Origin of the sequence: Rhodococcus sp. 21391 (genome assembly GCF_016772255.1) — a bacterium.
In the GTDB taxonomy this organism is placed as follows: Bacteria; Actinomycetota; Actinomycetes; order Mycobacteriales; family Mycobacteriaceae; genus Rhodococcus_F; species Rhodococcus_F opacus.
In genome coordinates, this window is sequence record NZ_CP063783.1 from 137,534 (window position 1) to 160,717 (window position 23,184).

17 protein-coding genes and 9 pseudogenes are annotated in these 23,184 nt (G+C 66.6%); 10 read left to right on the top strand and 16 right to left on the bottom strand.

The window, feature by feature from the left end; genetic code table 11:
• Positions 1 to 199 precede the first annotated feature (199 nt).
• The 5 genes from GO592_RS42735 (at position 200) to GO592_RS42755 (ending at position 6,612) form a co-directional block, all read left to right on the top strand.
• Positions 200 to 1,351 (top strand): serine hydrolase domain-containing protein, encoded by a 1,152-nt coding sequence (locus GO592_RS42735; RefSeq protein ID WP_237720435.1) that lies wholly within the window; start codon positions 200 to 202, stop codon positions 1,349 to 1,351.
• Positions 1,352 to 1,602: 251 nt separating this feature from the next.
• Positions 1,603 to 2,022, top strand: coding sequence for an Hsp20/alpha crystallin family protein (locus tag GO592_RS42740; RefSeq protein WP_016884958.1), 420 nt, complete (start codon positions 1,603 to 1,605; stop codon positions 2,020 to 2,022).
• 744 nt (positions 2,023 to 2,766) lie between these two features.
• Positions 2,767 to 4,029 carry an ATP-binding protein gene (locus GO592_RS42745; RefSeq protein ID WP_039951368.1) on the top strand — a complete coding sequence of 421 codons (1,263 nt, stop codon included), beginning with the start codon at positions 2,767 to 2,769 and terminating at the stop codon, positions 4,027 to 4,029.
• Positions 4,030 to 4,756: 727 nt separating this feature from the next.
• Positions 4,757 to 5,809, top strand: a complete 1,053-nt coding sequence (locus GO592_RS42750) for a Dyp-type peroxidase (RefSeq protein WP_202715310.1) — start codon at positions 4,757 to 4,759, stop codon at positions 5,807 to 5,809.
• On the top strand, positions 5,806 to 6,612 hold the full coding sequence (locus tag GO592_RS42755; RefSeq protein WP_007297722.1) for a family 1 encapsulin nanocompartment shell protein: 807 nt from the start codon (positions 5,806 to 5,808) through the stop codon (positions 6,610 to 6,612). The genes GO592_RS42750 and GO592_RS42755 overlap by 4 nt, the downstream gene beginning before the upstream one ends.
• Positions 6,613 to 6,626: 14 nt before the next feature.
• On the opposite strand, the gene GO592_RS42760 is transcribed toward GO592_RS42755, so the two are convergent.
• Positions 6,627 to 6,848, bottom strand: a complete 222-nt coding sequence (locus GO592_RS42760) for a hypothetical protein (RefSeq protein ID WP_007297721.1) — start codon at positions 6,846 to 6,848, stop codon at positions 6,627 to 6,629.
• Here GO592_RS42760 and GO592_RS42765 point away from each other — a divergent pair.
• Positions 6,814 to 8,181: pseudogene (locus GO592_RS42765) on the top strand (AAA family ATPase); the annotation flags it as partial. The gene GO592_RS42760 and the pseudogene GO592_RS42765 sit on opposite strands and share 35 nt — an antisense overlap.
• Positions 8,163 to 8,277: pseudogene (locus GO592_RS42770) on the top strand (thiol reductase thioredoxin); the annotation flags it as partial. The pseudogenes GO592_RS42765 and GO592_RS42770, both read left to right, overlap by 19 nt.
• A gap of 619 nt (positions 8,278 to 8,896) precedes the next feature.
• On the opposite strand, the pseudogene GO592_RS42775 reads toward GO592_RS42770, so the two are convergent.
• From GO592_RS42775 to GO592_RS42830, 13 genes and pseudogenes are all read right to left on the bottom strand, one after another.
• Positions 8,897 to 10,617 (bottom strand): annotated as a pseudogene (locus tag GO592_RS42775) (GAF domain-containing protein).
• A 9-nt stretch (positions 10,618 to 10,626) separates the two neighbouring features.
• The gene (locus tag GO592_RS42780) at positions 10,627 to 11,274 is read right to left on the bottom strand and encodes a response regulator (protein ID WP_007299845.1); all 648 of its coding nucleotides are present in this window, start codon (positions 11,272 to 11,274) and stop codon (positions 10,627 to 10,629) included.
• 423 nt (positions 11,275 to 11,697) lie between these two features.
• A complete protein-coding gene (locus tag GO592_RS42785) occupies positions 11,698 to 11,934 on the bottom strand; it encodes a universal stress protein (protein WP_237720575.1) in 237 nt (78 codons plus the stop codon).
• 273 nt (positions 11,935 to 12,207) lie between these two features.
• A pseudogene (locus GO592_RS42790) lies at positions 12,208 to 12,543 on the bottom strand (universal stress protein); the annotation flags it as partial.
• Between the two features lie 133 nt (positions 12,544 to 12,676).
• Positions 12,677 to 13,141 carry a DUF4010 domain-containing protein gene (locus GO592_RS42795; protein WP_007299847.1) on the bottom strand — a complete coding sequence of 155 codons (465 nt, stop codon included), beginning with the start codon at positions 13,139 to 13,141 and terminating at the stop codon, positions 12,677 to 12,679.
• Positions 13,138 to 13,644: an MgtC/SapB family protein gene (locus tag GO592_RS42800; RefSeq protein ID WP_007299848.1), complete on the bottom strand. Its 507-nt coding sequence runs from the start codon at positions 13,642 to 13,644 to the stop codon at positions 13,138 to 13,140. The genes GO592_RS42795 and GO592_RS42800 overlap by 4 nt, the downstream gene beginning before the upstream one ends.
• On the bottom strand, positions 13,632 to 13,880 hold the full coding sequence (locus GO592_RS42805; protein ID WP_005568244.1) for a hypothetical protein: 249 nt from the start codon (positions 13,878 to 13,880) through the stop codon (positions 13,632 to 13,634). Before GO592_RS42805 ends, GO592_RS42800 begins: the two co-directional genes overlap by 13 nt.
• 37 nt (positions 13,881 to 13,917) lie before the next feature.
• The gene (locus GO592_RS45585; protein ID WP_007299850.1) at positions 13,918 to 14,214 is read right to left on the bottom strand and encodes a universal stress protein; all 297 of its coding nucleotides are present in this window, start codon (positions 14,212 to 14,214) and stop codon (positions 13,918 to 13,920) included.
• A gap of 17 nt (positions 14,215 to 14,231) precedes the next feature.
• A pseudogene (locus tag GO592_RS46850) lies at positions 14,232 to 14,678 on the bottom strand (hypothetical protein); the annotation flags it as partial.
• Positions 14,624 to 14,743 (bottom strand): universal stress protein, encoded by a 120-nt coding sequence (locus GO592_RS45590; protein ID WP_237720574.1) that lies wholly within the window; start codon positions 14,741 to 14,743, stop codon positions 14,624 to 14,626. The pseudogene GO592_RS46850 and the gene GO592_RS45590, both read right to left, overlap by 55 nt.
• 153 nt (positions 14,744 to 14,896) lie before the next feature.
• Positions 14,897 to 15,175: pseudogene (locus GO592_RS45595) on the bottom strand (erythromycin esterase family protein); the annotation flags it as partial.
• A gap of 351 nt (positions 15,176 to 15,526) precedes the next feature.
• Positions 15,527 to 15,641: pseudogene (locus GO592_RS42825) on the bottom strand (universal stress protein); the annotation flags it as partial.
• 123 nt (positions 15,642 to 15,764) lie between these two features.
• Positions 15,765 to 17,377: pseudogene (locus GO592_RS42830) on the bottom strand (CYTH and CHAD domain-containing protein).
• 451 nt (positions 17,378 to 17,828) lie between these two features.
• Between GO592_RS42830 and GO592_RS42835 the strand changes: the two are divergent.
• Entirely contained in the window at positions 17,829 to 18,437 is a 609-nt protein-coding gene (locus GO592_RS42835) for an Rv1733c family protein (RefSeq protein ID WP_007299853.1), read from the top strand.
• Positions 18,438 to 19,788: 1,351 nt separating this feature from the next.
• A complete protein-coding gene (locus tag GO592_RS42840; RefSeq protein WP_202715311.1) occupies positions 19,789 to 20,208 on the top strand; it encodes a hypothetical protein in 420 nt (139 codons plus the stop codon).
• Between the two features lie 264 nt (positions 20,209 to 20,472).
• Here the strand turns inward: GO592_RS42840 and GO592_RS42845 are convergent, their stop codons facing one another.
• The gene (locus GO592_RS42845; protein WP_007295659.1) at positions 20,473 to 21,042 is read right to left on the bottom strand and encodes a PIN domain-containing protein; all 570 of its coding nucleotides are present in this window, start codon (positions 21,040 to 21,042) and stop codon (positions 20,473 to 20,475) included.
• Between the two features lie 12 nt (positions 21,043 to 21,054).
• Complete coding sequence (locus GO592_RS42850) at positions 21,055 to 21,585, bottom strand: helix-turn-helix domain-containing protein (RefSeq protein WP_007295660.1); 531 nt, start codon at positions 21,583 to 21,585, stop codon at positions 21,055 to 21,057.
• 334 nt (positions 21,586 to 21,919) lie between these two features.
• On the opposite strand from GO592_RS42850, the pseudogene GO592_RS42855 reads away from it, so the two are divergent.
• A pseudogene (locus tag GO592_RS42855) lies at positions 21,920 to 22,848 on the top strand (ferritin-like domain-containing protein).
• Positions 22,849 to 23,184 lie beyond the last annotated feature (336 nt).

The window sequence follows — 23,184 nt, forward strand, 5'->3', positions numbered from 1 at the left end:
GAGGTATCTCCGAACCAGCGCAGCTGGGGCTCGAGTCATGGGTGGCCCTGACCGGACGAAGAAAGGAGCCTCGATGGAACGCCTGATCAATATCGACAACGGTGGGCCGCACGCTATGACACACGCCCACGAACTCTCGAACAGGAGTCGATCGAACGGCCGGGACATCGCCCGCCCGGAATTGCCCACGCCGACTGTCATGGTCGTCGACCCGCGCTTCGGTGAACTGGCCGGCCGGTTCTTCCGGCTCTTCGGCCAGACCTCGGACGGTGGCGGTGCGCTGGCGGTCTACCTGGACGGTGAACCCGTCGTCGACATCTGGTCGGGATGGGCCACCCGGGACACGCGCTGGCAGTCCGACACGGTGTCGGTGTCGTTCTCGACCGGCAAGGGCGTGGCGAGCACGGTACTCCACCGTCTCGTCGACCGGGGTCTGCTCGACTACGATGCACCCGTCGCGGAGTACTGGCCCGAGTTCGCGAGCGCGGGCAAGGACACCGTCACGGTGCGCGAGCTGCTCAGCCACCGGGCCGGGCTCCATCGCGTGCGCGGCCTGGTTCCGGGCCGGCTGGCGCTCCTGAATCATGACGGCGTGGCGGATGCCCTGGCGTCCGCGACGCCCGACCGTCGCCGGTCCGTCATGCCCGGCTATCACGCCGTGACCTTCGGTGCGCTCGTCGCCGAGCTCACGACGCGGGTCACCGGGATGTCGTTCACCGACCTGGTACGCACCGAGATCGCCGAACCCCTCGGCATCCGCGAGTTCTGGTTCCAGGTGCCCGACGAGGAGCGCCGCCGCATCGCGAAACTGTTCCCCCGGATCACTCCCTTCGGAATACCCTGGGAGGCAGCCTCCTTCGCCTTGTCGCGCACTCCCGTGCTGAAGAACATCGCCGCCGCCGGCATGCCGGAAGGATTCGACGAACTGGTCCGGAACCCCGCCATCCACGACTACGTGATGCCCGGCTGGAACGGTGTGTTCAGCGCCCGCGCCCTCGCCCGGATGTATGCGGCGATCGCCAACAAGGGCTTGGTGGACGGCATCCGGTTCCTGAGCGAGGAAACCCTCGACCAGATCGGTGAGGTGCAGACCACGGCCCGCGACTACGTGCTGGGTGTCCGAATGAACTGGCGACTCGGTTACCACTCCGCGTTCGTCGCCAGCCGGACGCAGTCACCGCACGCCTTCGGTCACTACGGTCTCGGCGGCTCCGGTGCCTTCGCCGATCCGCAGACGGGCCTGTCGGTGGCGTTCGTGACCAACCGGATGGGCAACAACCTCACCCCGTTCGCCGACCTGCGGCTGGCCAAATTGGGTGCGCAGGCCGAATCGATCGCGCGACGGTTGTAGTCCGGACGGACGTGACCAATGGCCCGGGCCAGGGGTTCGCGCTACGCGGTGCTCGCCGAGCCCGGCATCGGGTCGCACGACGGGGACTCGGCCCGTGGTGATGTCAGCAAGAGCGGGGGAGATGCGGGTGTCGGGTCTGGGAATTTTTTCGCCATGACTCTTGTCATGTTCTATGTCGAACGCTATAACAAATCTACAGCGCATGCTGTAGATACTGTGAACAAACAGAGAGGTTTCTGGAGGTGGAAACAATGTTGATGCGCACGGATCCGTTCCGCGACCTCGACCGGTTGACTCAGCAGATCCTCGGTACCACGGCACGACCGGCGGTGATGCCGATGGATGCCTGGCGTGAGGATGATCGGTTCATCGTCGAGTTCGATCTGCCCGGGGTGGACGTCGATTCCCTGAACCTCGACGTCGAACGCAACGTGTTGACGGTGCATGCCGAGCGACCCGCCCGTGACGAGAATCAGGAGATGCTCGCGTCCGAGCGGCCGCGGGGTGTGTTCCGCCGGCAGTTGTTCCTGGGTGAGAATCTCGACATCGACAAGGTCGAAGCCACGTACGACGCCGGGGTACTGCGGTTGATCATCCCCGTCGCGGAGAAGGCCAAGCCGCGCAGGATCGAGATCAGCGGCAGCGGAGAGAAGAAGGCGATCCACGCCTGACCCCGACCCGCACGGGAGGGAGTGAGTGGGGGTGAGCACGATGACATTGGCGAACATCGGTCCCACGGTTTCGGAGCCGGATGGGTGCGAGGTGTGGCTCTGGCACGAGTTCGGCCTGTTCGTGGCCGATTCGGAGGGCATCCTCGCCGACACGCTCACGCCGCAGGCCGTTGCCCTGCTCACGGTGGTGAACACCGATCGGCTCGGCTCGCCACCACCGCTCCCGGCGTCCGCGCGGGGGTGGACTCCGCTCCCGGCCCCGCCGCCGGCGGCCCGCGCCATGCAGCGTTCCCCTCCGGAACAAGGAGGGGAGCGGGGTCGCGCCTGGAGGGTGGGAACCGCTGATACCGGGTGGTGTCGGCGGCTTCGCACGTTCTTCCTGGTCAATGGCGGCCGGGGAGACCCACCTCGTCGGCTGATTTGTCGTTGCGCAGTCCTTTCCCGTTTGGATGCCGGAGCTTCTTCCGATGTCTGCGCGATACTTGACGTCGCCGACGAGGCGCGGTGCGAACCAGTGCGGCCACATGCGATCTGCGATGGATCGCGGTGGGACAGTCGGTTGCGCCGGTGGAGTGTTTCGAGATCTACGAGTTGGGTGCCGACACGCTGCGATGTCTGCAGCGATGGCACCGGCCGGTTGCGGCGGACCTGTCACCAGGTTCGCTGACGTCGATCGGCCACGGGGTCACCGCGGGTATGCTGTGGTCTTTCGGCCGCCCGCATCATACAGATTGGGAGTGCCGCATGGAGGCCTGGAGAATCCGCGATTTCGCGCCGGAGGATCTCGAAGCAGTCGTCCGCATGGACGCGAGTTCCTCAACCACCGACCAGCCTCCGGTGTTCGCGATGTCGGACGTGGTGGGCAGCCTGCTGAACCGTCACCCGGCCGTCGTCGCGGTCGCGGGCGGGCGCATGGTCGGGTCGGCGGTCAGTCGCGTCGACGACGACCGCGCATGGATCATGCGGATCTCCCTCGACCCCGAGTGGCGGGGACGAGGCCTCGGCAGCGCGCTGCTGTCCGAGCTCGAGTTCCGCCTGCTAGCGAAGGGGGTGCGGCGCATCACGGCGCTTCTGCCCGACGGTGAGACCGGGGCGAGGGCGCTGACCAACTCGGGTTTCGAACCCCGAACTGGGATCACGCACTACGAGAAGGTCGAGACGGTCTCGCCGCGCACTGCCGGGGTGCTCACCGAACTCGGTGGCGGCGTTCCGCCTGCGGGTTTGTGGAAACAGGTGGCGGGCATGACCCGGGAGAAGTCGCTCATCGAACGGCGGATCGTGCTGCCGCTGTCAAAACCCGCCCTGGCGGCCGAGCACGGGGTGATACCACCGCGGGCTGTCGTGTTGTTCGGTCCACCCGGGACGGGGAAGACCACGTTTGCGCGCGCCACCGCGAGCCGGCTCGGGTGGCCGTTCGTGGAGTTGTTTCCCTCACGCCTCGCGTCGAGCGAGAGAGGACTTGCCGCAGGAATCGGGGAGGCGTTCGCGTCGTTGTCCGAACTCGACCGTGTCGTGGTCTTCATCGACGAGGTCGAAGAGGTGGCGGCCCGTCGCCGACCGGGCTCGACCACGGTGGGCGTGGTCAACGAACTGTTGAAATCCATCGTCCGGTTCCGCGAGCGTGCGGGTCGCCTGTTGGTGTGTGCGACCAATTCCGTGCGCGAGCTGGACGAGGCGTTCCTGCGCCACGGGCGGTTCGACTACGTTCTCCCGATCGGTGCACCCGATTCCGAGGCCCGGTATGCCCTGTGGGAGCGCTATTTGGGTAACGAGCAGGTCGATGTTGCCGCGCTCGTCGCGGCGACAGAGGGCTATACCCCCGCGGATGTCGCCCACGCGGCGCGCATGGTCGCGCAGGCGACGTTCGAATGCAGCGTCGATTCGGGCGTGCGCTGCCATGCCAGCACCCAGGACTATCTCGATGTGATCGCGACGGTTCGACCCACGCTGACCCCGGAGATGCTGCAGGCGTTCGATGAAGACATCGAGCACTACGCCCGCACCTGAGTGCCTTCGCGCTTCGGCGCGAGCGAGGTCGGTCGGTGGCCGACCCGGTGTTTGGGAAGAACAGAAGCTCGGTGCTCGCGTCGAGATCTTCGATTTGGACGTTCGCCCACGGGTCACCTTTCTTGTTGACCCGCCGGTCGATCGCAGCGACTATCCGCCCAGAACGATTTGCTGACCGTGTCGGATCCGGCCCTCCAGGATTGTGGGAATCGGTGTATCTGCCAGCGAAGCCAACGCATCGTTGACCCGTTCAGCGGATGTCCGGAAACGTTGAGGCCGAGCATTTTCGCTCGAAGGTGAGCAGTTTCGCCTTGTCACACTCCCGATCGGGCCACCCCTACGATCGGCGAGGTCAGTGAGGTCCGGTGTGGTGTCGTAGTCTCCGGTCAGACCAACGCCGGATGGTCGCTGAACTGAGGATTATGATCCCGATCCGCAGCCTCAGCGCCCCACGACACTCGGTGGATCGACCATTGCAACCTCCTCGAAGCGATCAGTCGAGACCCGTTGATTGTCACCGGATGAGCAGTACCCACACTGTTATTGCCGCAGATGGCGACTGGCGGGGCGGCTTCACGATCAGTTCAGGGTGATTGGCGAGCCCTGTATGCGTCCTGCGCCAGTGATCGAGCACGTCAGGGTACGCTCCACCGGCTCCTGCCGGCTGGCCACGGGCCTGCGCTTCGCGATGCCTTCGGCGTCAGGGGCTGCGCGATATCATGCAATGATGCCCGGCCCAGTCGCGAGGTTGGCACCTCAAGCAGTCCTCACTCCGCCCACCGCCGCCTCCCTGTTCCTGGTGCTCGTCGCCGGGGACTCCGACGCCGACCGCGCGACGGTGTGCGAGGTGATCTCCGGGATCGACGGACCGCTCAAGGCGGTGGGATTCCGCGAACTCGCCGGCTCCCTGTCCTGCGTCGTCGGTGTCGGTGCGCAGTTCTGGGACCGCGTGAGCGCGTCGTCGAAGCCGGCGCACCTGCATCCGTTCGTCCCGCTGTCCGGGCCGGTCCACAGCGCGCCCTCCACGCCGGGTGACCTCCTGTTCCACATCAAGGCCGCCCGCAAGGACCTGTGCTTCGAACTGGGCCGCCAGATCGTCTCCGCGCTGGGCTCCGCCGCCACCGTGGTCGACGAGGTGCACGGCTTCCGCTATTTCGACTCCCGCGACCTCCTCGGATTCGTCGACGGCACCGAGAATCCCACCGACGACGACGCCGCGGACTCCGCCCTGATCGGCGACGAGGACCCCGGCTTCCGGGGCGGCAGTTACGTGATCGTGCAGAAGTACCTGCACGACATGAGCGAGTGGAACACGCTGAGCACCGAGGAACAGGAACGGGTCATCGGGCGCACCAAGCTCGAGAACGTCGAACTCGACGACGACGCCCAGCCCAGCAATTCGCACGTCACCCTCAACACCATCGTCGACGACGACGGCGTCGAACACGACATCCTCCGCGACAACATGGCATTCGGCAGCCTCGGCGAGGCGGAATACGGCACCTACTTCATCGGGTACGCCAAGGACCCCGCCGTCACCGAGCTGATGTTGCGACGCATGTTTCTCGGCGAGCCGCCCGGCAACTACGACCGCGTCCTCGACTTCTCCACGGCGGCCACCGGCACATTGTTCTTCGTGCCGAGCCGGGACGTGCTCGAATCGCTCGGCGACGAGCCGGCCGACGCGGAGTCGGCACCCGAAGACCCGGTCGAGCCCGCCGCGGCCGGCCCGTACGACCTGTCCCTGAAAATCGGTGGTCTCAAAGGAGTATCGCAATGAGTGATTCGAGCAATCTGCACCGCAACCTGGCACCCGTCACCGAGGTTGCCTGGCAGCAGATCGGCGAAGAGGCCGCCCGCACGTTCAAGCGCCACGTCGCCGGTCGACGCGTCGTCGACGTCGCGGGACCGTTCGGATACTCCTACTCGGCCCACAACCTCGGCCGGGTCACCCCGATCAAGACGTCGGACAGCAGGATCCGGGCGCAGCAGCGGCAGGTGAACCCGCTCGTCGAACTCCGATTCCCGTTCACCCTCAGCCGGGCCGAGGTCGACGACGTCGCCCGGGGTTCCCTCGACTCCGACTGGCAACCCGTCAAGGACGCCGCGAAGGCCGTCGCGTTCGCGGAAGACCAGTCGATCTTCCAGGGATTCGACGAGGCGGGCATCCGCGGTCTCGGTCCGTCCAGCGACAACCCGGTTCTCAGTCTGCCGGAGGATCCGCTGCTCATCCCCGACGCCGTCGCGTCCGCGTTGTCGGCGCTGCGACTCGCCGGTGTCGAGGGACCGTATTCGGTGGTACTCGACGCCGACGCGTACACCGCGGTCAGCGAGACCCGCGACGAGGGACATCCCGTGTTCCACCACCTGCGCGACCTGGTCACCGGCGACATCATCTGGGCGCCCGCCATCAGCGGCGGGTACGTGCTGTCCACGCGCGGCGGCGACAACCAGCTGACCCTCGGCACGGACCTGTCGATCGGCTACGACAGCCACACCGCCACCGACGTCACGCTCTACCTCGAAGAGACGTTCACGTTCGCCTCGCTCACCGCGGAGGCGGCGGTCGTCCTCGCACGCTGACGCACGCCGGGTCGTCAGCCGCCGAACAGCAGGTACAGCCCACCGAAGGTGTACGTCACCATCGTGAACGGCAGTGCCAGTTGCCCGGTCAGCTGATGACCCCGGGGCAGGACCCGTACGGATTTGTCGTGTGCTGCAAGCACTCCGAACCATGGAAGCGTCGCCGGCCAACTCGAGAAGGACTCGGCGGTCGTCCGGCGGGCAGCTTGCTCGAGCTGCTCGGACGCGGCCAGCAAGGCGCGCCTCGAAGAGCTGCGGAAGGAGTTGGCCGATCTGCGGGCCGAGGCCGACGCCCGGCACGCTCAGTGGGAGGCGGAGCGGCAGGCGATCCGGCGGGTGCAGGAGCTGCGGGGAGAGCTGGAACGATTGCGCCACGAGGCCGAGGAGGCGGAGCGCAACTACGACCTCAATCGGGCCGCCGAGTTGCGATACGGCGAGATCACCGCGCTGGAACGCAGGCTCGAGGCGGCGGAGGAACAGCTGGCCACCAGGCAGGGCCGGAATCCGTTGCTGCGTGAAGTGGTCACCGAAGACGAGATCGCAGAGATCGTGGCCGCATGGACGGGTATCCCGGTCGCCCGGCTGCAGGAAGGCGAGCGGGAGAAGCTGTTGAAGCTCGACGAGATTCTGCACGAGAGGGTCGTCGGTCAGGACGAGGCGGTGCAACTGGTCGCAGACGCGGTGATCCGGGCGAGGTCCGGTATCCGTGATCCGCGCCGGCCGATCGGTTCGTTCATCTTCCTGGGCCCGACGGGCGTGGGAAAGACCGAGCTCGCAAAGACGCTGGCCAGTGCCCTCTTCGACAGCGAAGACAACATGGTGCGCCTGGACATGAGCGAGTACCAGGAGCGGCACACGGTGAGCAGGCTCATCGGTGCGCCCCCCGGGTACGTCGGGTACGACGAGGGTGGCCAGCTCACCGAGGCGGTGCGCCGCAAGCCGTATTCCGTGGTGCTCTTCGACGAGATCGAGAAGGCCCACGCCGACGTCTTCAACACCCTGCTGCAGGTGCTCGATGACGGCCGGATCACCGATTCTCAAGGCCGGCAAGTCGATTTCCGGAACACCGTGATCATCATGACCTCCAACATCGGATCCCAGCATCTCCTCGAGGGAGTCACAGCCGACGGCGAGATCAAGCCGGACGCCCGGGACTGGGTGCTGGCGGAACTGCGCGGGCACTTCCGTCCCGAGTTCCTCAACCGGGTCGACGACATCGTGTTGTTCACCCCGCTCACGCTGCCCCAGATCGAGCACATCGTCGAGCTGCAGCTCACCGATCTTCGGAACAGGTTGTCGGAGCGCCAGATACACCTGGATATCACGCCGGAAGCACGCCGGCTCATCGCCGAACACGGTTTCGACCCGGTCTACGGTGCGCGGCCGCTGCGACGGTACATCGCCCACGAGGTAGAGACCAAGATCGGTCGTGCGCTGTTGCGGGGCGAAATCGAACCGGGTGGCACCATCAGTGTCACGGTGGACGGCGGCGAGCTCGCCGTCGCGTATGCGGAACCCGCCGTCGCGGCGGCCCGAGGAGAGGTGTCGTCATGGGATCCGACAAGGTGAAGTGCCCGCACTGCGGCAAGGTCAACAAGGTGCCGGCGGCCGGGGACGGAAAACCCCGCTGCGGGAACTGCCACGAGCCGCTGCCCCGGATCGCCCGGATCGCGCGGATCGGTCCGAGCGCAGTCCGGTCCGGACCCCAACTCGCTCAGCTCGAGGACCACTGGCGGGCAATATCTGGATGATGGGTCAATTTGGACAGACTGCCAGTGTCCATGGGCAGGTCCTTTTCAACCAGGAGCGGCATCTTCGTCACACAAAATTATCTGCTGCCCGACGATAGATGTTCCCTTCAGACCAGCAAGTGTTGGCTACGCCGGAGGCGAGTGCGGTGGTGCAACAGGAGATGGCGAGCGCAGGGTTGACGGTGGGCACGCGCGTGCGGATCACCGCCGGAAGGGTCGATCGCATCTCGGCGACATCCGATCCCGCACGGACGGGTGTGATCATGTATGACGCCGGTGTCGACTATGCGAATGTGCCACTCGACGACGGGAATCCGCGCGTGCGGCGCGGTTGGGAGTTCTCCTCGACGATGGGACGTTGCATTTTCACCACTCCGCGGACTTGACGTCGGTCGCTGCCCCGGCGCCGCCAGTCGAATCGACCAAGACCAAGTTGAGTGTCTGAGTGTGGAGTTCGGCGTGGTCCCTGATGCAGCAGCGGCGAGGGGCGCATGCCGTGTAGTCGAGCAAAATATGATGGCTCATGCGGTCGGTCAGGGGAGGGGGGCGGACCACCGGAGGGTGGTACCGCCGCCCGGAGTAGTGCCAATGGTGCACTGCCCATTGGATTCGCGTGCGCGGGCAGCAAGGTTGTCGAGTCCACTTCTTGCGACGTTCTCGGGAATGCCGGTGCCGTCGTCCGCGACCTCGATGACGAGATCGTCGTAGACGGAGATGCTGACCGTGATCGTGCCGGCGGCAGCGTGGCGGACCGTATTGCTCAGAGCTTCTCGAAGCACAGCTTCTGCATGGTCTGCCAGCGCGGCGTCGATCACGGACAGCGGACCAGACATGTGCACGGTGGTGCGCAACCCGGAGTCGGCGGTGACCTCGGCGATGATTTCGTGAAGCCGGCGTCGAAATTGGGTCGTTCCATCCGCACCAGAGTGAAGATCGAAGATCGCAATACGAATATCGCGCACGATGTCGTGGAGATCGTCCACCGACTGCCCCAACCGCTGTCTGACTTCCGACGACTTCGCCCGCTGCAAGGTGCCCTGGAGGGACAGTCCGACCGCGAAGAGCCGTTGGATCACGTGATCGTGAAGGTCACGCGCAATGCGGTCGCGGTCGGACAGCACGTCGAGCTCGCGCATCCGCCGCTGGCTGTGGGCGAGCTGAAGGGCGACGGCCGCTTGATCCGCAAAGCCGGACATCAATGCCAACTGTTCGCCGGTGAACGGTGCGGCGTCGGCGTTGCGCAGTGCTACCAGCACCCCGGTCACCGATTGTGCCGCGCGCAGGGGCAGTACCAGGGCCGGGCCGAATGGAGTGGCCGATTCGAAGCCGGGGTCGAACGCCAGCTCGGTGACGCGCAGGGGAGTTCTGTGGCGAAATGCCTGACCAGATGTCGACCCTCCAGTGGGATGGTTCTGCCGAGGAGGCGGCCGGGTACCGTGCCGGCGGATGCCGTCACGACGAGTTCGGTGACCTCGTGCGACGGAGTGTCGGGATCTTCGGGGACGGCGAGGAAGGCGCTGTCCGCTGCGGTGAGGGCGAGTGCGTCGTCCGTTATCACCTGCAACACGTCGGTGGTGTCACTGCCGGCGAGCAATTCCGTGGCGATTTCACGAGTGGCCTCGAGCCAGGCCTGCCTCGTTCGTGACTCGTCGTACAACCTGGCGTTCTCGATCGCGATTCCCGCCGCGGCAGCCAACGCGCGGAGGACGACTTCGTCGTCGTCGTTGAAGGGCCGGCGGTTCGCCTTCTCGGTGAGATACAGATTTCCTAAGACCTTGTCGCGCGTCTGAATGGGGACACCGAGGAAGGTCTTCATCGGAGGGTGGTGGGGTGGGAACCCTGCCGAGGCGGGGTGGACGGAGAGATCGTCGAGCCGCATCGGCTTCGGGTTGGTAATGAGGTATCCGATCAAGCCTCGCCCCCGCGGAAGTTCCCCGATGCGGGCGCGTGTCTCGTCGTCGATGCCCTCGAACACGAACTCGCTCAACTCGCCGTCCGGGCCGAGGACCCCGAGTGCACCGTAGCGGGCGTCGACCAGCTTGATGGCGGCATGGACGATCGTGCGCAGCGTGTTGTCGAGATCGAGTCCCGAGATCACCGAGAGCACGGCGTCGAGCAGGCCGTCGACGTGGTCTCGTGCGTCCACGATCTGCTCGAGGCGATCCTGCACTTCGGTCAGGAGCTCGCGGAGTCGAAGCTCGGAGACGCTGCCGAGGAGCGGCGGGCGATTGTGCTCGTCTGGTTGCCGGGTCACCGCAGGCGCCTACGACTCGGCGCGAGGCGGCGGCATCTTCGCGGCCAGGACGGCGGCTTGGGTTCGGCGCTCGACACCGAGTTTGGCCAGTAGCCGTGACACATAGTTCTTCACTGTTTTCTCGGCGAGAAACATCCGCTCCGCTATCTGGCGGTTGGTAAGCCCCTCCCCGAGGAGCGCGAGTAGTGTCCGCTCCTGATTGGTCAGGTGGCCAAACGGCCCCTTCCCTTCGCTCGAGGTCGCGCGCAACTTGTCCATCAGAGCGGCGGCGGCTCGACTGTCGAGCAGGGACTTGCCCGCCCCGACCTCGCGTACTGCCGCCGCCAATTCCATGCCCCGGATGTCCTTGACGACGTACCCGCTCGCACCAGCGAGGATGGCGTCGAGCATGGCTTGCTCATCGGTGAACGAGGTCAAGATAAGGCATCGCAACTCGGGCATCCGCGCGTGTAACTCGCGGCACAGCTCGATGCCGTTGCCATCGGGAAGCCGTACGTCGAGGACAGCGACATCGGGCCGAAGGGCAGGCACCCGCGCCATCGCCTGCGCGTAGGACGCGGCCTCGCCAATTACTGTCAGATCAGGATCAGCGGTGAGGAGATCCGCTATGCCGCGGCGCACGACCTCATGATCGTCTACGAGAAAGACCTTGATCATACGGAACCTCCAGTCCCCGCGTCACAGATTACGCCGCCGACCGATACAAACAGGCGGAGGAGTTGACTTCGTCGTCGAGCTCAGCATCAGTAACACCTCATGCGGGCGTGTGCGCTCAATGTCAGGGCGGAGTCTGCCGGGCGAGGGGGAGCCCCTCCGGGCTCGCTCGGTCGCCGCCCCTCGGACGGATGGGGGCCTGTTCCGGACGCCCGATTCCGGGAGCAACTCTCCGATTGCCAACCTGCTTTGCCGGGGTCGGTGACGCGGGTGAGCGCGGTGAGGCGCGTGAGCAGGTAGGCCATACTTCGTTATTGCCGCACCGCAGTCCATTTATGTGCCGGATTCGGTACTCGGGACCGGTACGGGGTCACCTAAACGGTAACGGGGAGTGCCAGGGCTTTCGTCGACGTGGTCGAGGTGGCATCACACCATTGCTACTGCAAGGCATGCGGTGCCGATGAGAGTCGCCGCTGCAGATACTCCGACCAGCGGAGTCGCGAGCCACGCCCCGAGACCGACGACCAAGCTGGCGACGGCGGCGCCCGACAGCAGGGCAAATGCCAGACCCCGGGGGCGTAGATACTTCACATCCCCGGGATCGTCGTCTCGGGTGCATACTGCGTCCTGACGCCAGGACGGCTGTCCATGGTTTTCGACCATCGTGTCCTCCTTTGCCACGGTAACGGTCATGCCGGCTCGAGACCACGATCCGATAAACCCGCTGAGACGGGCAGGGTCGAAGGTCACTCGTTCGATGGACGCTGGTCTTCTCGCGTGCGAACAGGCTGCCGTCATCGAGTGTCCTTCGAAAGTCCCGTTCGGAAGGCTATCCGGGTCTGCGGGCTCGTCCCGCCGGAGGCCGGGAATGAGCTGTGCGCAGTGTGCGTGGCGCACCACGGCCGAGCTGACGGGGCCGACCAGACCGCCAGTGAACTCGCCGAGTCCGCGGCGGCCGACCACGACCATCGCCGCACTCTCGGACCGCGCGACGAGCGCCGCGGGAGCGTACTGATGCGACAACTCGGCGCGGATCTCGACCGCTCCGCCGGCGTTCCCTGCCCCGGCGACTTCGACGGCTGCGGCGAGCTCATGCTGTGCCCTGGATTGCAGCTCCTTTCCATGACGCGGGCACGGCGTCCATGACGGCGGTAACTGACACAGGACAGCAGCAGCGGCGCCCTGCGAAGTGCCGCCTCTAGACCGGCCCACCACACCGCGTTCAACGACGACGAGGCCCCGTCCACCCACGACAATCGATGGATCGACCATTGCGACGTCCCGAGTGATCGATTGTGAGGTTCGGGTTGTCAGCGAATGAGCAACGCCCACACCGTTACTACCGTGATGGCGACTGGCGGGGCGAGCCAGGCCGCCAGTCGGAGGGCGAACGACACGGACCCGGCTATTGCTGCGAGCGTGAGCTTGGTGAGCAGGTTCGTGCCACAGCAAGCGTCGCCGCCATCGTTGCGGCGTCGACCGACAACGATTCTCCGGTGGCCGAGGCTGCAGTAAGGGCCGCGGAATGTGCGTCGGCGAGGCCGCCCACGGCAGCCGCCGCGACCGCGCCGCCGCCACTGAAGACGTCGGCGGCGCCTCGGGTGACGACGAGAAGCAGCAGCAGTATTCCTGCCAGCGAGAGGGTCGCCGGGATGGAGATCGGCCGGTCCAACAGCCCGGCCGACAGATACTGCTCCTGGCCATCACCGCCCTCGGGGGTTCGCCCGCGCCGCCGGAGGAGCAGAAATGCAGTCTCTGCGGCGATCATCATTGTGGCGTCACCGAAGACGAGCGCGAGCCGGGACGAGACCTCAACAATGACGACCCTGGTGATGGCGACAGCGAGAACGATGGTGGATCTGTTGGTCACCAGGGCGGCGGCAGGGGGGCGGGCGAATCGGGGTGCTGCCGGGCTATGCGGCCCATGACCGCGGTGGTCGCGGCGCCCGACACGAAACCGCCCGCGAAGCCGACGATCAACAGCCCCACCGTGGACCGAGGATTCGGGTGGCCACATATCCGACCCACCCGATCAGGCTCAGCACGAGGATCAGTCGACCCGATGGTTGCAGGATTCAACGCACCGTAGGGCCCGACGTCTCGGTCGGGAAGCAGAGGCAGGACGAGGAACGCGATGGCCAGCAGGACACAGAAGTCGGTGATGTCGCGCTCGTCGATCATGCGTTCGGCGAATTCGTGCATGGGGTATTTGACGGCGAGCAGGACCAGCACGATCACGGCGAGCGACGGGTGATGCCAGGCGAGCGCGCCGAGCAGGAACGCGACCAGGGCGGCGAACGCGGTGGTGGTTCCGGCGTCCGGTCGGGGAGCGTGCGCCCGGACCCAGTACCACGCCAGAATCAGCGCCGCCACGCCGACGAGACCGGCGGTGACGACCGGAGTGCCGAGATGCCCGGCGACAGCCCCTGCGAGGGGAATGAGCGGGAAGGTGCGGGCACCGGGGTAGCTCGGGTCGACCCGAGTCGGGGGCCGGGCTGTGCCTGCGCCGCATGTTCCCGCTCGATGCCCAGGCCGAGACCGATCAGCAGGGCCGCTGCGTAGCCGTAGGCGTGCAGCTCGGAGAGATCCACGGTCTCAACGCCCATCATTATGGGAACGTATCGGGCGCCTGTCGGTGACGGCAGATCATGACGGGCATGGGGCCCGGTGCAGCATGTCCTGGCTGGTCGATCCGAGCAGTGTTCTCCCGAGGGGGCTGCGGCCGTGGCTCCCGACGATCAGGAGTTGCGCGTCGCGGCACCAACGCAGGAGGGCCTCCGCCGGAGCACCGCATTCGGTGACTTCGGTGACGGCCACGTCGGGATACTGGTTCCGCCATCCGGCGAGGCTTTCAGAGAGGACGGCCTCCTCTGCGGCGGCGACCGGGTCGGCGGTGACGGGGCCGTGGAAGGTGCCGACGCGGGGAGGAACCCCGGTTGCCACGAATGGACGGCTATGACCGAAGACCCGACAAGCGAGGCGAACTCGAACGCCTGGCCCACGGCGGCGGTACTGCATTCGCTGTCGTCCACCCCGACGACGACGGCCCTCGAGCACCGCGTCTCGGCTCGTTCCGCGCCATACCGTGAGCACGCAGCGGGCCTGGTGGGTGAGCTGCAAATGCCGTGCCGTTGAGGTATCCCTCGACGCGCCTGGAATACGACGAACCGATCACCACCATGGAAGCGTCGCCGGCCGTCCCGGCGGGCAGCTGCGAACCCTCGACCGGAAGGGTGGGCTGATCGTTGCGCACGACCGAAAGCGCATTCGAGACGAATCCGTTCGCCTTCGGCACGAAAGGCTTCGGCCGGGGCTTCGTGCGACTCGCCGTAGAAGACCGTGGGCAACGGGACTACGTGAACCAGGTGGAGGGAACGCCGCGGTGGGCAGCGACCACCGCCGCCCACCGCGCGGCCTGCGTCGCGGCCGACGAGCCGTCGACGCCGACGACGATGCGGCGCCTGTCGACCACGGACATCACCTCCCCGAGGTTACAGCCTCGTCCTCACCGCGCGGATGAGTGAATCGTGTTCGCATTCAGGGGTGTCAGTGCGGACGACCCACCAATAGCGACTTCGGCGGCCAGCCAACCCTGCACTACTGGCTGATCGGAACGGCAACGGCAACTTACTTCCTGTTGACTGTCGCCGCCCAGTGCCCCCATCGCGAACTCCTCGCGGCCGGGAACCCTGAGCTTGCGTACGACGAAGGCATAGAGGGGTGCACCCAGGGCAGCCGCCACCTCCCACGCGACGGGTACACCTCCGCGCGCGAGGCCGAGGACGACGACGCGTGGGTCTCCCCGGTACGCCTCGAGCAACTCGCCCAGAACGCGTCCAGCTTCTCGCCGGTCTCGAAAGATGTGTTCCGGTCTGACTGTCGATGTGTGTCCGGAATTTTTCATCGGGCCCTCCTCCCGAGCTGACCGCCCGGCGTCGCACCGCGCGGTGTCGTTGTCGTTGTCGATCGTGTCGTCCTCGGCCCGTGGGTGACAGGGTCGAAGGCCACTTTCGGGGCCAGCACGAGCGCAAGCGGCCGGCGCATGGTTCTCATCTCCTCTTGTGGGTGCGCACCAGGCCCGCTTCCCTCGGCGAGGTCGGCGCGTGACCGGACTGGCCCCGTCCATCGGGAACGGAGCATGGGGGTAGAGCCGAAAGCCCTTCTCGCCGCGGGTATGACGACCTCGACCCCGGCCGTCGGTGGAGGCCCGAAGAGCGGATCGGGGGAAACACCGTCTGTCGCAACTAGCCGGCGGGCGGCAGATCATGACCAGGGCCGAGGGCATGGTGTAGGAGGTTCTGGCTCGTCGATCCCTGAAGGGATCCGGCGAGCCGATTGTGGCCGTGGCTTTCCACGACGACGAGCCGGGCCCCTAACTGCTCGAGACAGAGAACGACCCCTGTCAGTGGTCACCCTCGACGACATGCGTGATCCGGCCCGGCTAGCCATCCGACGTGGCCGACCGCACTCGTCCCGGCCGTCCGTCGCGCTGGTCAGGTGGCGAGTTCTTCGGCTTCGTCGCGGGCGCGTTGGGCGGCCTGCAGCTCGAGTCCGTAGAGCAGTCCGAAGGTGAATCCGTTCTCGCCCTCGGTGGCCCCGGCGCGGGCGCCGAGCGCGCGGAGGACGCCGCGGGCCACCACGCTGTCCTGGTGTTCACCGAGTACCTCCTGAATTTTCTTGTACTTCGCGACCTTCTTTCTGCTCTTCTTCCTACCGAAGATCGGGATGGTGAGCTCGGCGGCGTAACGGGCCCGCTTCGCGGCCTTCCGTGCCCGGTGGAGGGCCTCATCCCCGCCGTCGTCGAGGGCGGCGGCCAGCCTCTTGTCGGCCTTCTTCCACGCCTTCCGGGCGGCCTTCTCGAGCACCCGGGAACCGGATGAGGCCTCGTCGGTCAGCGGAGGCGCCGTGCGCCACTGGGCCAGGCGAGCAGCGCACGGTAGCGGCCCGTGTCGAGGGTCGCCATCACCTCGTCCTGATACCGGCGCTGCTCGGCGAGCAGGTCGTTGTCGATGCGGGCGGCGACCGGGCCCATCACCAGCTCGCTCGGCAGGTCGGCGACCGCCTTGGCGAACCGGGCGCGCTGGACCTGCCGGTCACGGACCTCACCGAGTACCCCGGCGTACCAGGACAGTTCCTCGTCGAGGTGCGACCGCGCGGCCGGGTCGAGAACCTTCTGGAACACGCGCAGGGTACTGCGGAACCGCCGGATACCGACCCTGGTGGAATGGATCGGGTCCAGCCCGCGGCGCAGCCACACGTCACCGGCGACGATCGCCTGAGCGTGTCGCTCGAGGTAGTCGGTCAGCAGCTTTCGAACAGTCTCCACACCGGCATCCCCGCCGTCGCCTTCGCTGGCGTCCGCGCGACCGCGGTCCGGCGTCAGCGCCCGGACAAGCTTCGACGCATACCGCGACGGGTGCGCACCGCTACGGGTCAACCGTGTGCCGATCGCCCGCAGGAGCTTGTCGTCACCGCGGTCACCGAGCTCGACCTCCACTTCGCGCCACTGGCTGGCGACGGCCCCCTCGTCGCCGGCGGTCGCTGTGGCCTGCACCGTATCGTCGGCGACCTCCGCCAACAGGTTGCCGTCCGCGTCGAGCAGGCGATGCCGGTGTCGGGTGGTGGAGATTTCGGCCACCCGCCGCACGGGTTTGCCGAGTGCCACACCGACGACCAGCTTCGCCAACTCGTCGGGCACCGATTCACCCTCGGTGATCGGCAGCCGGAGCTCGGTGCGCGCCGTGCCCGCGGGCACCTTCAGGTGCCAGCCGGCGTCCACATCCCCGGATCGGCGCCGCAGCGTCAGGTGCTGGCTCAGCAAATCCCGGTCGGCGGTGTCGAAGTACACGCTGTCGAGGGTGACGGTGTCCCGCTCCACCCGGCCTCCGGCCGGAACCAGGTCGTCGAGGTCCGGTACCACGAAGCCGAGGTTCACGTCGTACTTGTCTTCCCGCTCCCGCCGCAGCGACGTCGTGAGTCCAGTCGTCGCTCTCCGGCCCACACGTTCGGGCGACCAGGAAAAGTGGCGGTGACTGCCCACCGAGTCGTCCTCTCGCGTGTACGTTGCGCCCTGACCCCAGGACTGCGGTCCATGGTTTTCGGCCATCTCGTGTCCTCCTTTGCCACGTTCACACGGTCGTGCCGGCTCGGTACCACGATCCCGATAACCCCGCTGAGACGCGCAGGGTCGAAGGTCGCTCGTTCGATGGACGCTGGTCTTCTCGCCTGTGCACACTCGGGTCTGCGAGGACTTCGTCCCGGCACCGCGCATTGCGTTCGGTACGGGCGCCACCGGATCATCGGTGGGCGGCGCCACATGATGGCGTGGACGATGCCCAGTCCGATTGTCATCGGAACCAGGGGGCGACTTAGGGAATGCCCTCGGTTCGACGAGCGCGGCGCTGCGACGCCTACCGTGCCGTACCCCGCTCATCGTGTGCGAAGGACGCAGAGGACTGAAGTCCTCCGACAAGCAACGAGTGTCGATGACCTTGTTCCCTACGCCGGGCGCGGTCTCCGCGGAAGACTCGGAACCGAGCCAACGGAGGAGGTACACGATGGACACGAATCAGGCACTCCCGCTGCGCTGGTGGCGAATGGCACCGTGGAGCCGAAACCCACTCATGCGACGCTGCGACCGCGTCGATGCCGCCGCGGCTCTTCTCGCGACCGTGTTCGTACTGATCATGGTGCCGTGCGCGGCCGCCTTCGGGACAGCGACATACACGGGCCTGAGCGAACAATCCCACGCAGACCGCCAGCGCAGCCACCGACAAGCTGCCGTTCTCGTCGCCGACCCGCGGCCCGGATCGGTGGCAGAGACACGTACCAGCTACCGGGAACCCCAGAACCATGCGTCGGCGCACTGGACCGCACCGGACGGCACCCTGCGCTCGGGTGATGTACCGACGCCCCCGGACGCGAAGTCGGGCGACACCATCGACGTGTGGATCGACTCGAACGGCAACCTCGCGGCCGAGCCGAGGAGTGGGCAGGAAAACGCCACCGTCGCGGTGAGCGCAGCACTGTGCGTGTGGGCCGCCGCCGCGAGCGGTGCCTTCCTCTTGCTGTCCTGCATTCGCTGGATGAATTCACGGCGCCGGATGCGGCAATGGGATCGCGAATGGAACGAATTCGGCCGGACACCAGGATGGCCCGTCAGCTGACCCCGTTACTCGAAGCCGCGTGACGCAGGAGCAACGATCAACCCGACAATGCCCGACCGCAGCACTCACGATCTGGCCGAGACGAACGAGAACGACTCCGGCGCAGCTGGATCCACCGATACGAGAGTAGGACATTCGCGCGTGAACACCTCGACGACAGACGCACACCGCTCCGGCGGGCCCGCCGCACACCTGATCGGTATGCCAGGTATTACACGTGAACCGGGGGGTGAGGCGGTGGTGGTGGGATCGCGTGTCGTAGTCCGTACCGGTACCGGTTCTGAGCATCCGCACCCGGTTCGTGGCGTGGTGATCGAGGACTACGCGGACGAGCCCGCCGTTCGGGACCAACTCGGCGGGGGCCGGGCGCTGGTCCGCCGGTGGGCGATCGTGCTCGACGACGGCCCACTCGTGTTCGCTGATGACGGCGACCTCGAGCTCGACGCGGAACACCTGCCGCGGGCCCGGCGGATTTCGACTTCCGGCGCGGCTAGACATCACCGCCTTGCCGCGGACAACGACACGTCTCGGCACCGACGCCGCCCTGATCAGAGCAGAAAGGACCACGGATACTTCTACTGCGTCGACGCCGACTTCGGCCCGTTCTTCCTCAAGTTCTGCTCGTACTTCCCGTACAACGCCAAACTGTGCATCAACGGCCACCACTGGGCCCAACGGCAGGCGGCCAGGGCCGGGCTCGGGTTCACCGCACTCGACAACGCGTTCGCCGCCGTTGACGATCCGGTCGCGCTGCAGGCGATCTGTGACCGGCTGACCGGTCCCCGGATCGATGCCCTGCTCCGGAAGTGGCTGGCGATTCTGCCGGACCCGTTCACCGACACCGACCGGGATGCCGGCTACCGCTACGACCTGTCGGTGCTGCAGGCGGAGTTCTCCCTGACCCAGATGCTCGACGCCCCGGTCTCCGGGCGGGTCTTCTTCGAACAGGTCATCCGCGACAACCTCGACCTCGGCCGCCCCGATCAGGTCACGCTGGTCTTCGACCGCAGGTTGATGCGCCGCGGACCCCGTGCCACCCCGGGACGATTCCGCACCCGGGTGATGACCGAGGGCGTCACCCCGAGCCTGCACGTCGACTACAAACACACCACCATCAAGCAGTACCACAACAGGGACGCGCCCTACGCACCGAAACCACCATCAACGACACCCGCGATTTCCACCTCGGGAAACGACGACACATCTGCCCGCACTGCGGGAGATCGGCTTCCACGCCAACCGACGCCTGCTGCGCGCCGGGCGACTCAGCCACGACCCGATCACCGGCGCCAACGCCCTCACCGCCGTCACCGGTCCGGTCACCACCCCCACCGGCACCCGCGTCCCGGGCTTGCGGTTCACCGACCAGTGCAGCCACGCCCTGCTCTCCGCACTGCTGGTCTTCCGGCTGCACCCGAACGGATTCACCAACAAGGACCTGCGCACCCTCACCGGCGAGCTGCGCGGACTCGACCCGGACACGGTGTCCACCGGGCAAATGACCTACGACCTGCGCCGGCTCAAAACTCGCAACCTCATCACCCGGATCGAGCACACCCACCGCTACCAAGTCACCGACCTCGAACTCGACACCGCGAAGTTCCTCACCTGTGTCCACGACCGGGTCCTACGCACCGGCCTGGCGAACTCGCCACCCCCACAACAACTCCCGGACGCCTGCGAGCAGCTGCCACCGCGTACCGCACCGCCGTCGATACCCTCACCGCCACAGCGCAACTCGCAGCCTGAAACATCAAGCACGCAAACATGACCCGAACACCGCAAACTTGACTCAATAATCTGGCTACGCCGCTTTTAGCTACCTAGCCGAGGGAAGTGGCTTGTGTAGGAGGTCTCCGGGGCGTGAACCCGGTAGGCAGCCCCACCAAGTGGTTTCAAGCCTTGCGCGCCGCTTGTGACGGGTGGCCCTTACTGCGGTGGGGGACACCGTCGTGTCAGGACACTTTGACGGCCGCGGCGATTCCATGGACAAAGGGAATCGCCGCGGCGGTGGCGGTCGGCCCCAGTCAGTCGATTAGGTGCCACCCATGATGTCGACGGCATCATCCATTCCGTAGCGAGTCCGGAGAAGCGCGAGGATCTCGGAGACATCCCGCGGTGGGTTGTGGAAACGCGCGGAGATTGTCTCCACGGCCGCCAGCGCCCTGAAAGGGGACACCGCTGCTGTGTCGGCGGCGAACTCGGACGCCGACACTATTTGAATCGCAGCTGGCACATAATCTCTCGGAAGATGCTTCAGATTATCCGTGAGGATAGCGCCGGCACCGCCGATGACCGCCGCGGCGACCACATGTTCGTCGTCGACATCGGGGAGCCCGAAAGTTCCTTCCAGCGGTTCCCAACCCTCGACCATCGAGTCATCGAAAGCCCGGTTCATGGTTGCGATCAGTTTCTTTGCCGCAGCCTCCGCAGCAGCGGGAGCCGATCCACGCTTCACCAACTTCAGGGCCTCGTGGTACTCGAGCTCCTCCAGGACGGCATCGGACCACAGTGGACGGTAGAGACCCTCCACGGCGAGCGACAGCAGGAAGTCTCGTTGGAGACTCGGCCACAGAACACAGGTATCGAGGACCGCTGCAAACATCCGTCGAGTATTTCAGCCGCGGGCCGCTCGCCGGCGCTGCGCGACGACTTTGCGGGCTTCGCGTAGTTGCTCGCGCACTACTGCCGGATCGTCCTCGTCGGACAGTTCGACCGTCGTTTGCGCCAGGGCTTCGTACTGGCGGGCCCGGCGCTCGCGTTGGTAATCGAGCACGTCACGCAGCAGCAGACGGTGGCGCGTACCGACCTTCTCTGCCCGCAGATCTCCGACCTCGATCAGACGCTTGACCGTCGGACGGCTCACACCCAGCACGTCGGCCGCCTGCTGAGTGGTCAGCTTGGTGGTCTGCGGAGCGACGGTGACCGCGCGACCGGCCTGCAGCGCATCGACGACGTGCTTGAGGACTTCGTGCACCTCGCGTGGAACGACCACCACATCGTGTTCGTCGGCACCGGCCAGCATGTAGCGAGGCTCCACAGTGTTTCCGTGCCGGGCTTCATGCGCGGCGAGGAAACTGGATACCGACGCCAACTCGTCGGACGCCTGCGGCAGAAACGTGTGCTGTTCGAGTGCGCGTGCCACCATGGGTGAACCTCCATTTCGAAAACATCGTAACACCTTTCGTTTCTTTCGAATATGCAAAGGCCACCCGACCCCGAAATCGCACTCCGGGTCCTGCCCAAGACAGGGGCGACCAAGCTCATCGCCCACAAACACCCGCGGTGTGATGGGCCTGTTGACCCCGTGTTGTGGCATGTCCCCCACTGGTTACGGCAGTGGAGCGCCGGGGGTGTCGCGGGAGTGAGTGGGCGGAACAAGAGCTGCAGCTCGCCCGATAGTGGTGTTCCGGGGCCAGACCGGAGGGTTATCGGACGGTAGGCCGGGGAGTCGCGGTAGCGGTGCACCCTGCGCCGACCCAATGCTGTCAACGCCGAAGGCCGAGAATCCGCAGAGCACATCCGACACCACCACCTTTCTGGCGCAGCTGCGCGCAGTCCTCGACCTGACCAACACCGAACTCCAGATCGCCGAAACTCGGACCACCCAGGCCCGCACCGAAGCGAACTGACCGAGAACGCCGACAACGGGCGCGCCCGCGCCGAGGCCATCGAGGCCGCCATCCGCGAATTCAGCGGCGTCCCGGAACTGATCGACCGTTCCTCGGACGCGCCGCTGCCGCGGTCAAGCGATGGGCGAGCAGGCCCAGCCGTTCGATGAGGCCCTGCTCGGTGATCTCGCGCTCGAGCACCAACTCCTCGACCGAGCTCGCTACATCAAGGCCCTCGCCGTCGCGGCCGGGAACAAGGACGTCGAGAATCTGGCTTCCGACTGATCGCTGCCCACTCGGCGACCGTGGACTGGTTGACCACCGTCCTCGCGGAGGAGGCCTTGGGTGGGCCGGCGGCGCTGCGCCGCACCCCGCTCCAGGCGGCCACCGGGACCGCGGTGCGGCTGGTCAACGTGCCGGTCTCCTGGTCGGCTCGCGGTCTGGACCGGGCCCTCGACGCCGTCCGCGCCACGCCACCGGCGCTCGGTGAGTTGCTGAACCGGGGCGCGCACGCCGGCGACGTCGCCGGCAAGACCCTCGCCGCGTCCCGGGACGCGGCCCTTGAGACCGCGGAGAAGGTCACCCGCGGCGAAGGCGCCGACGCGGTCACCGATGCCATCCATTCCACCCGCACCACCACCGGAGTCCTCGAACCCGGCGAGCTGCCCATCACCGGCTACGACGATCTCAACGTCTCCGAGGCGGTGGCCGCGGTCAAGGACCTGACCGGTCCGGCCGACATCCGCGCCATCGTCGCCTACGAGGAAGCGCACAAGAAGCGAAGAGGTGCGGGCGTGTAGTGCTGCGACGGTGAGGGTGCGGGTGACGGTGAGGGCGGTCAGGGTGCGACCTGCCACGGCGCTGGCGGGCACGATCCCCACGATGGAGGGATCGAGTGGCAGATCCCGGCAGATGGTTTCGGCGATCGCACCCGTTCGTACCCGAGACTGCTGGCGCGTTCGTCCGGGCTGTCGGCGATGTAGATAGTCGTAGTCCTCCTCCTCGCGGGATGCGGCGCCTCGGCTCCCACCACCTCGACGCCCTCAGCCGGGCCTGCCGTAGACCTGCCGGCACTGGTCCGGCAGGTGGAGGCCTCGGTCGTGACCGTGCTCACCGGGTCCGGCGTGGGCAGCGGC

Excerpts from the sequence above, each read along its gene's own strand:
- GO592_RS42735 (WP_237720435.1), top strand. The coding sequence starts at position 200 with ATGGTCGTCGACCCGCGCTTCGGTGAACTGGCCGGCCGGTTCTTCCGG.
- GO592_RS42740 (WP_016884958.1), top strand. The coding sequence starts at position 1,603 with ATGTTGATGCGCACGGATCCGTTCCGCGACCTCGACCGGTTGACTCAG.
- GO592_RS42745 (WP_039951368.1), top strand. The coding sequence starts at position 2,767 with ATGGAGGCCTGGAGAATCCGCGATTTCGCGCCGGAGGATCTCGAAGCA.
- GO592_RS42750 (WP_202715310.1), top strand. The coding sequence starts at position 4,757 with ATGCCCGGCCCAGTCGCGAGGTTGGCACCTCAAGCAGTCCTCACTCCG.
- GO592_RS42755 (WP_007297722.1), top strand. The coding sequence starts at position 5,806 with ATGAGTGATTCGAGCAATCTGCACCGCAACCTGGCACCCGTCACCGAG.
- GO592_RS42780 (WP_007299845.1), bottom strand. The coding sequence starts at position 11,274 with ATGATCAAGGTCTTTCTCGTAGACGATCATGAGGTCGTGCGCCGCGGC.
- GO592_RS42785 (WP_237720575.1), bottom strand. The coding sequence starts at position 11,934 with ATGGTCGAAAACCATGGACAGCCGTCCTGGCGTCAGGACGCAGTATGC.
- GO592_RS42805 (WP_005568244.1), bottom strand. The coding sequence starts at position 13,880 with ATGATGGGCGTTGAGACCGTGGATCTCTCCGAGCTGCACGCCTACGGC.
- GO592_RS42835 (WP_007299853.1), top strand. The coding sequence starts at position 17,829 with ATGGACACGAATCAGGCACTCCCGCTGCGCTGGTGGCGAATGGCACCG.
- GO592_RS42845 (WP_007295659.1), bottom strand. The coding sequence starts at position 21,042 with ATGTTTGCAGCGGTCCTCGATACCTGTGTTCTGTGGCCGAGTCTCCAA.
- GO592_RS42850 (WP_007295660.1), bottom strand. The coding sequence starts at position 21,585 with ATGGTGGCACGCGCACTCGAACAGCACACGTTTCTGCCGCAGGCGTCC.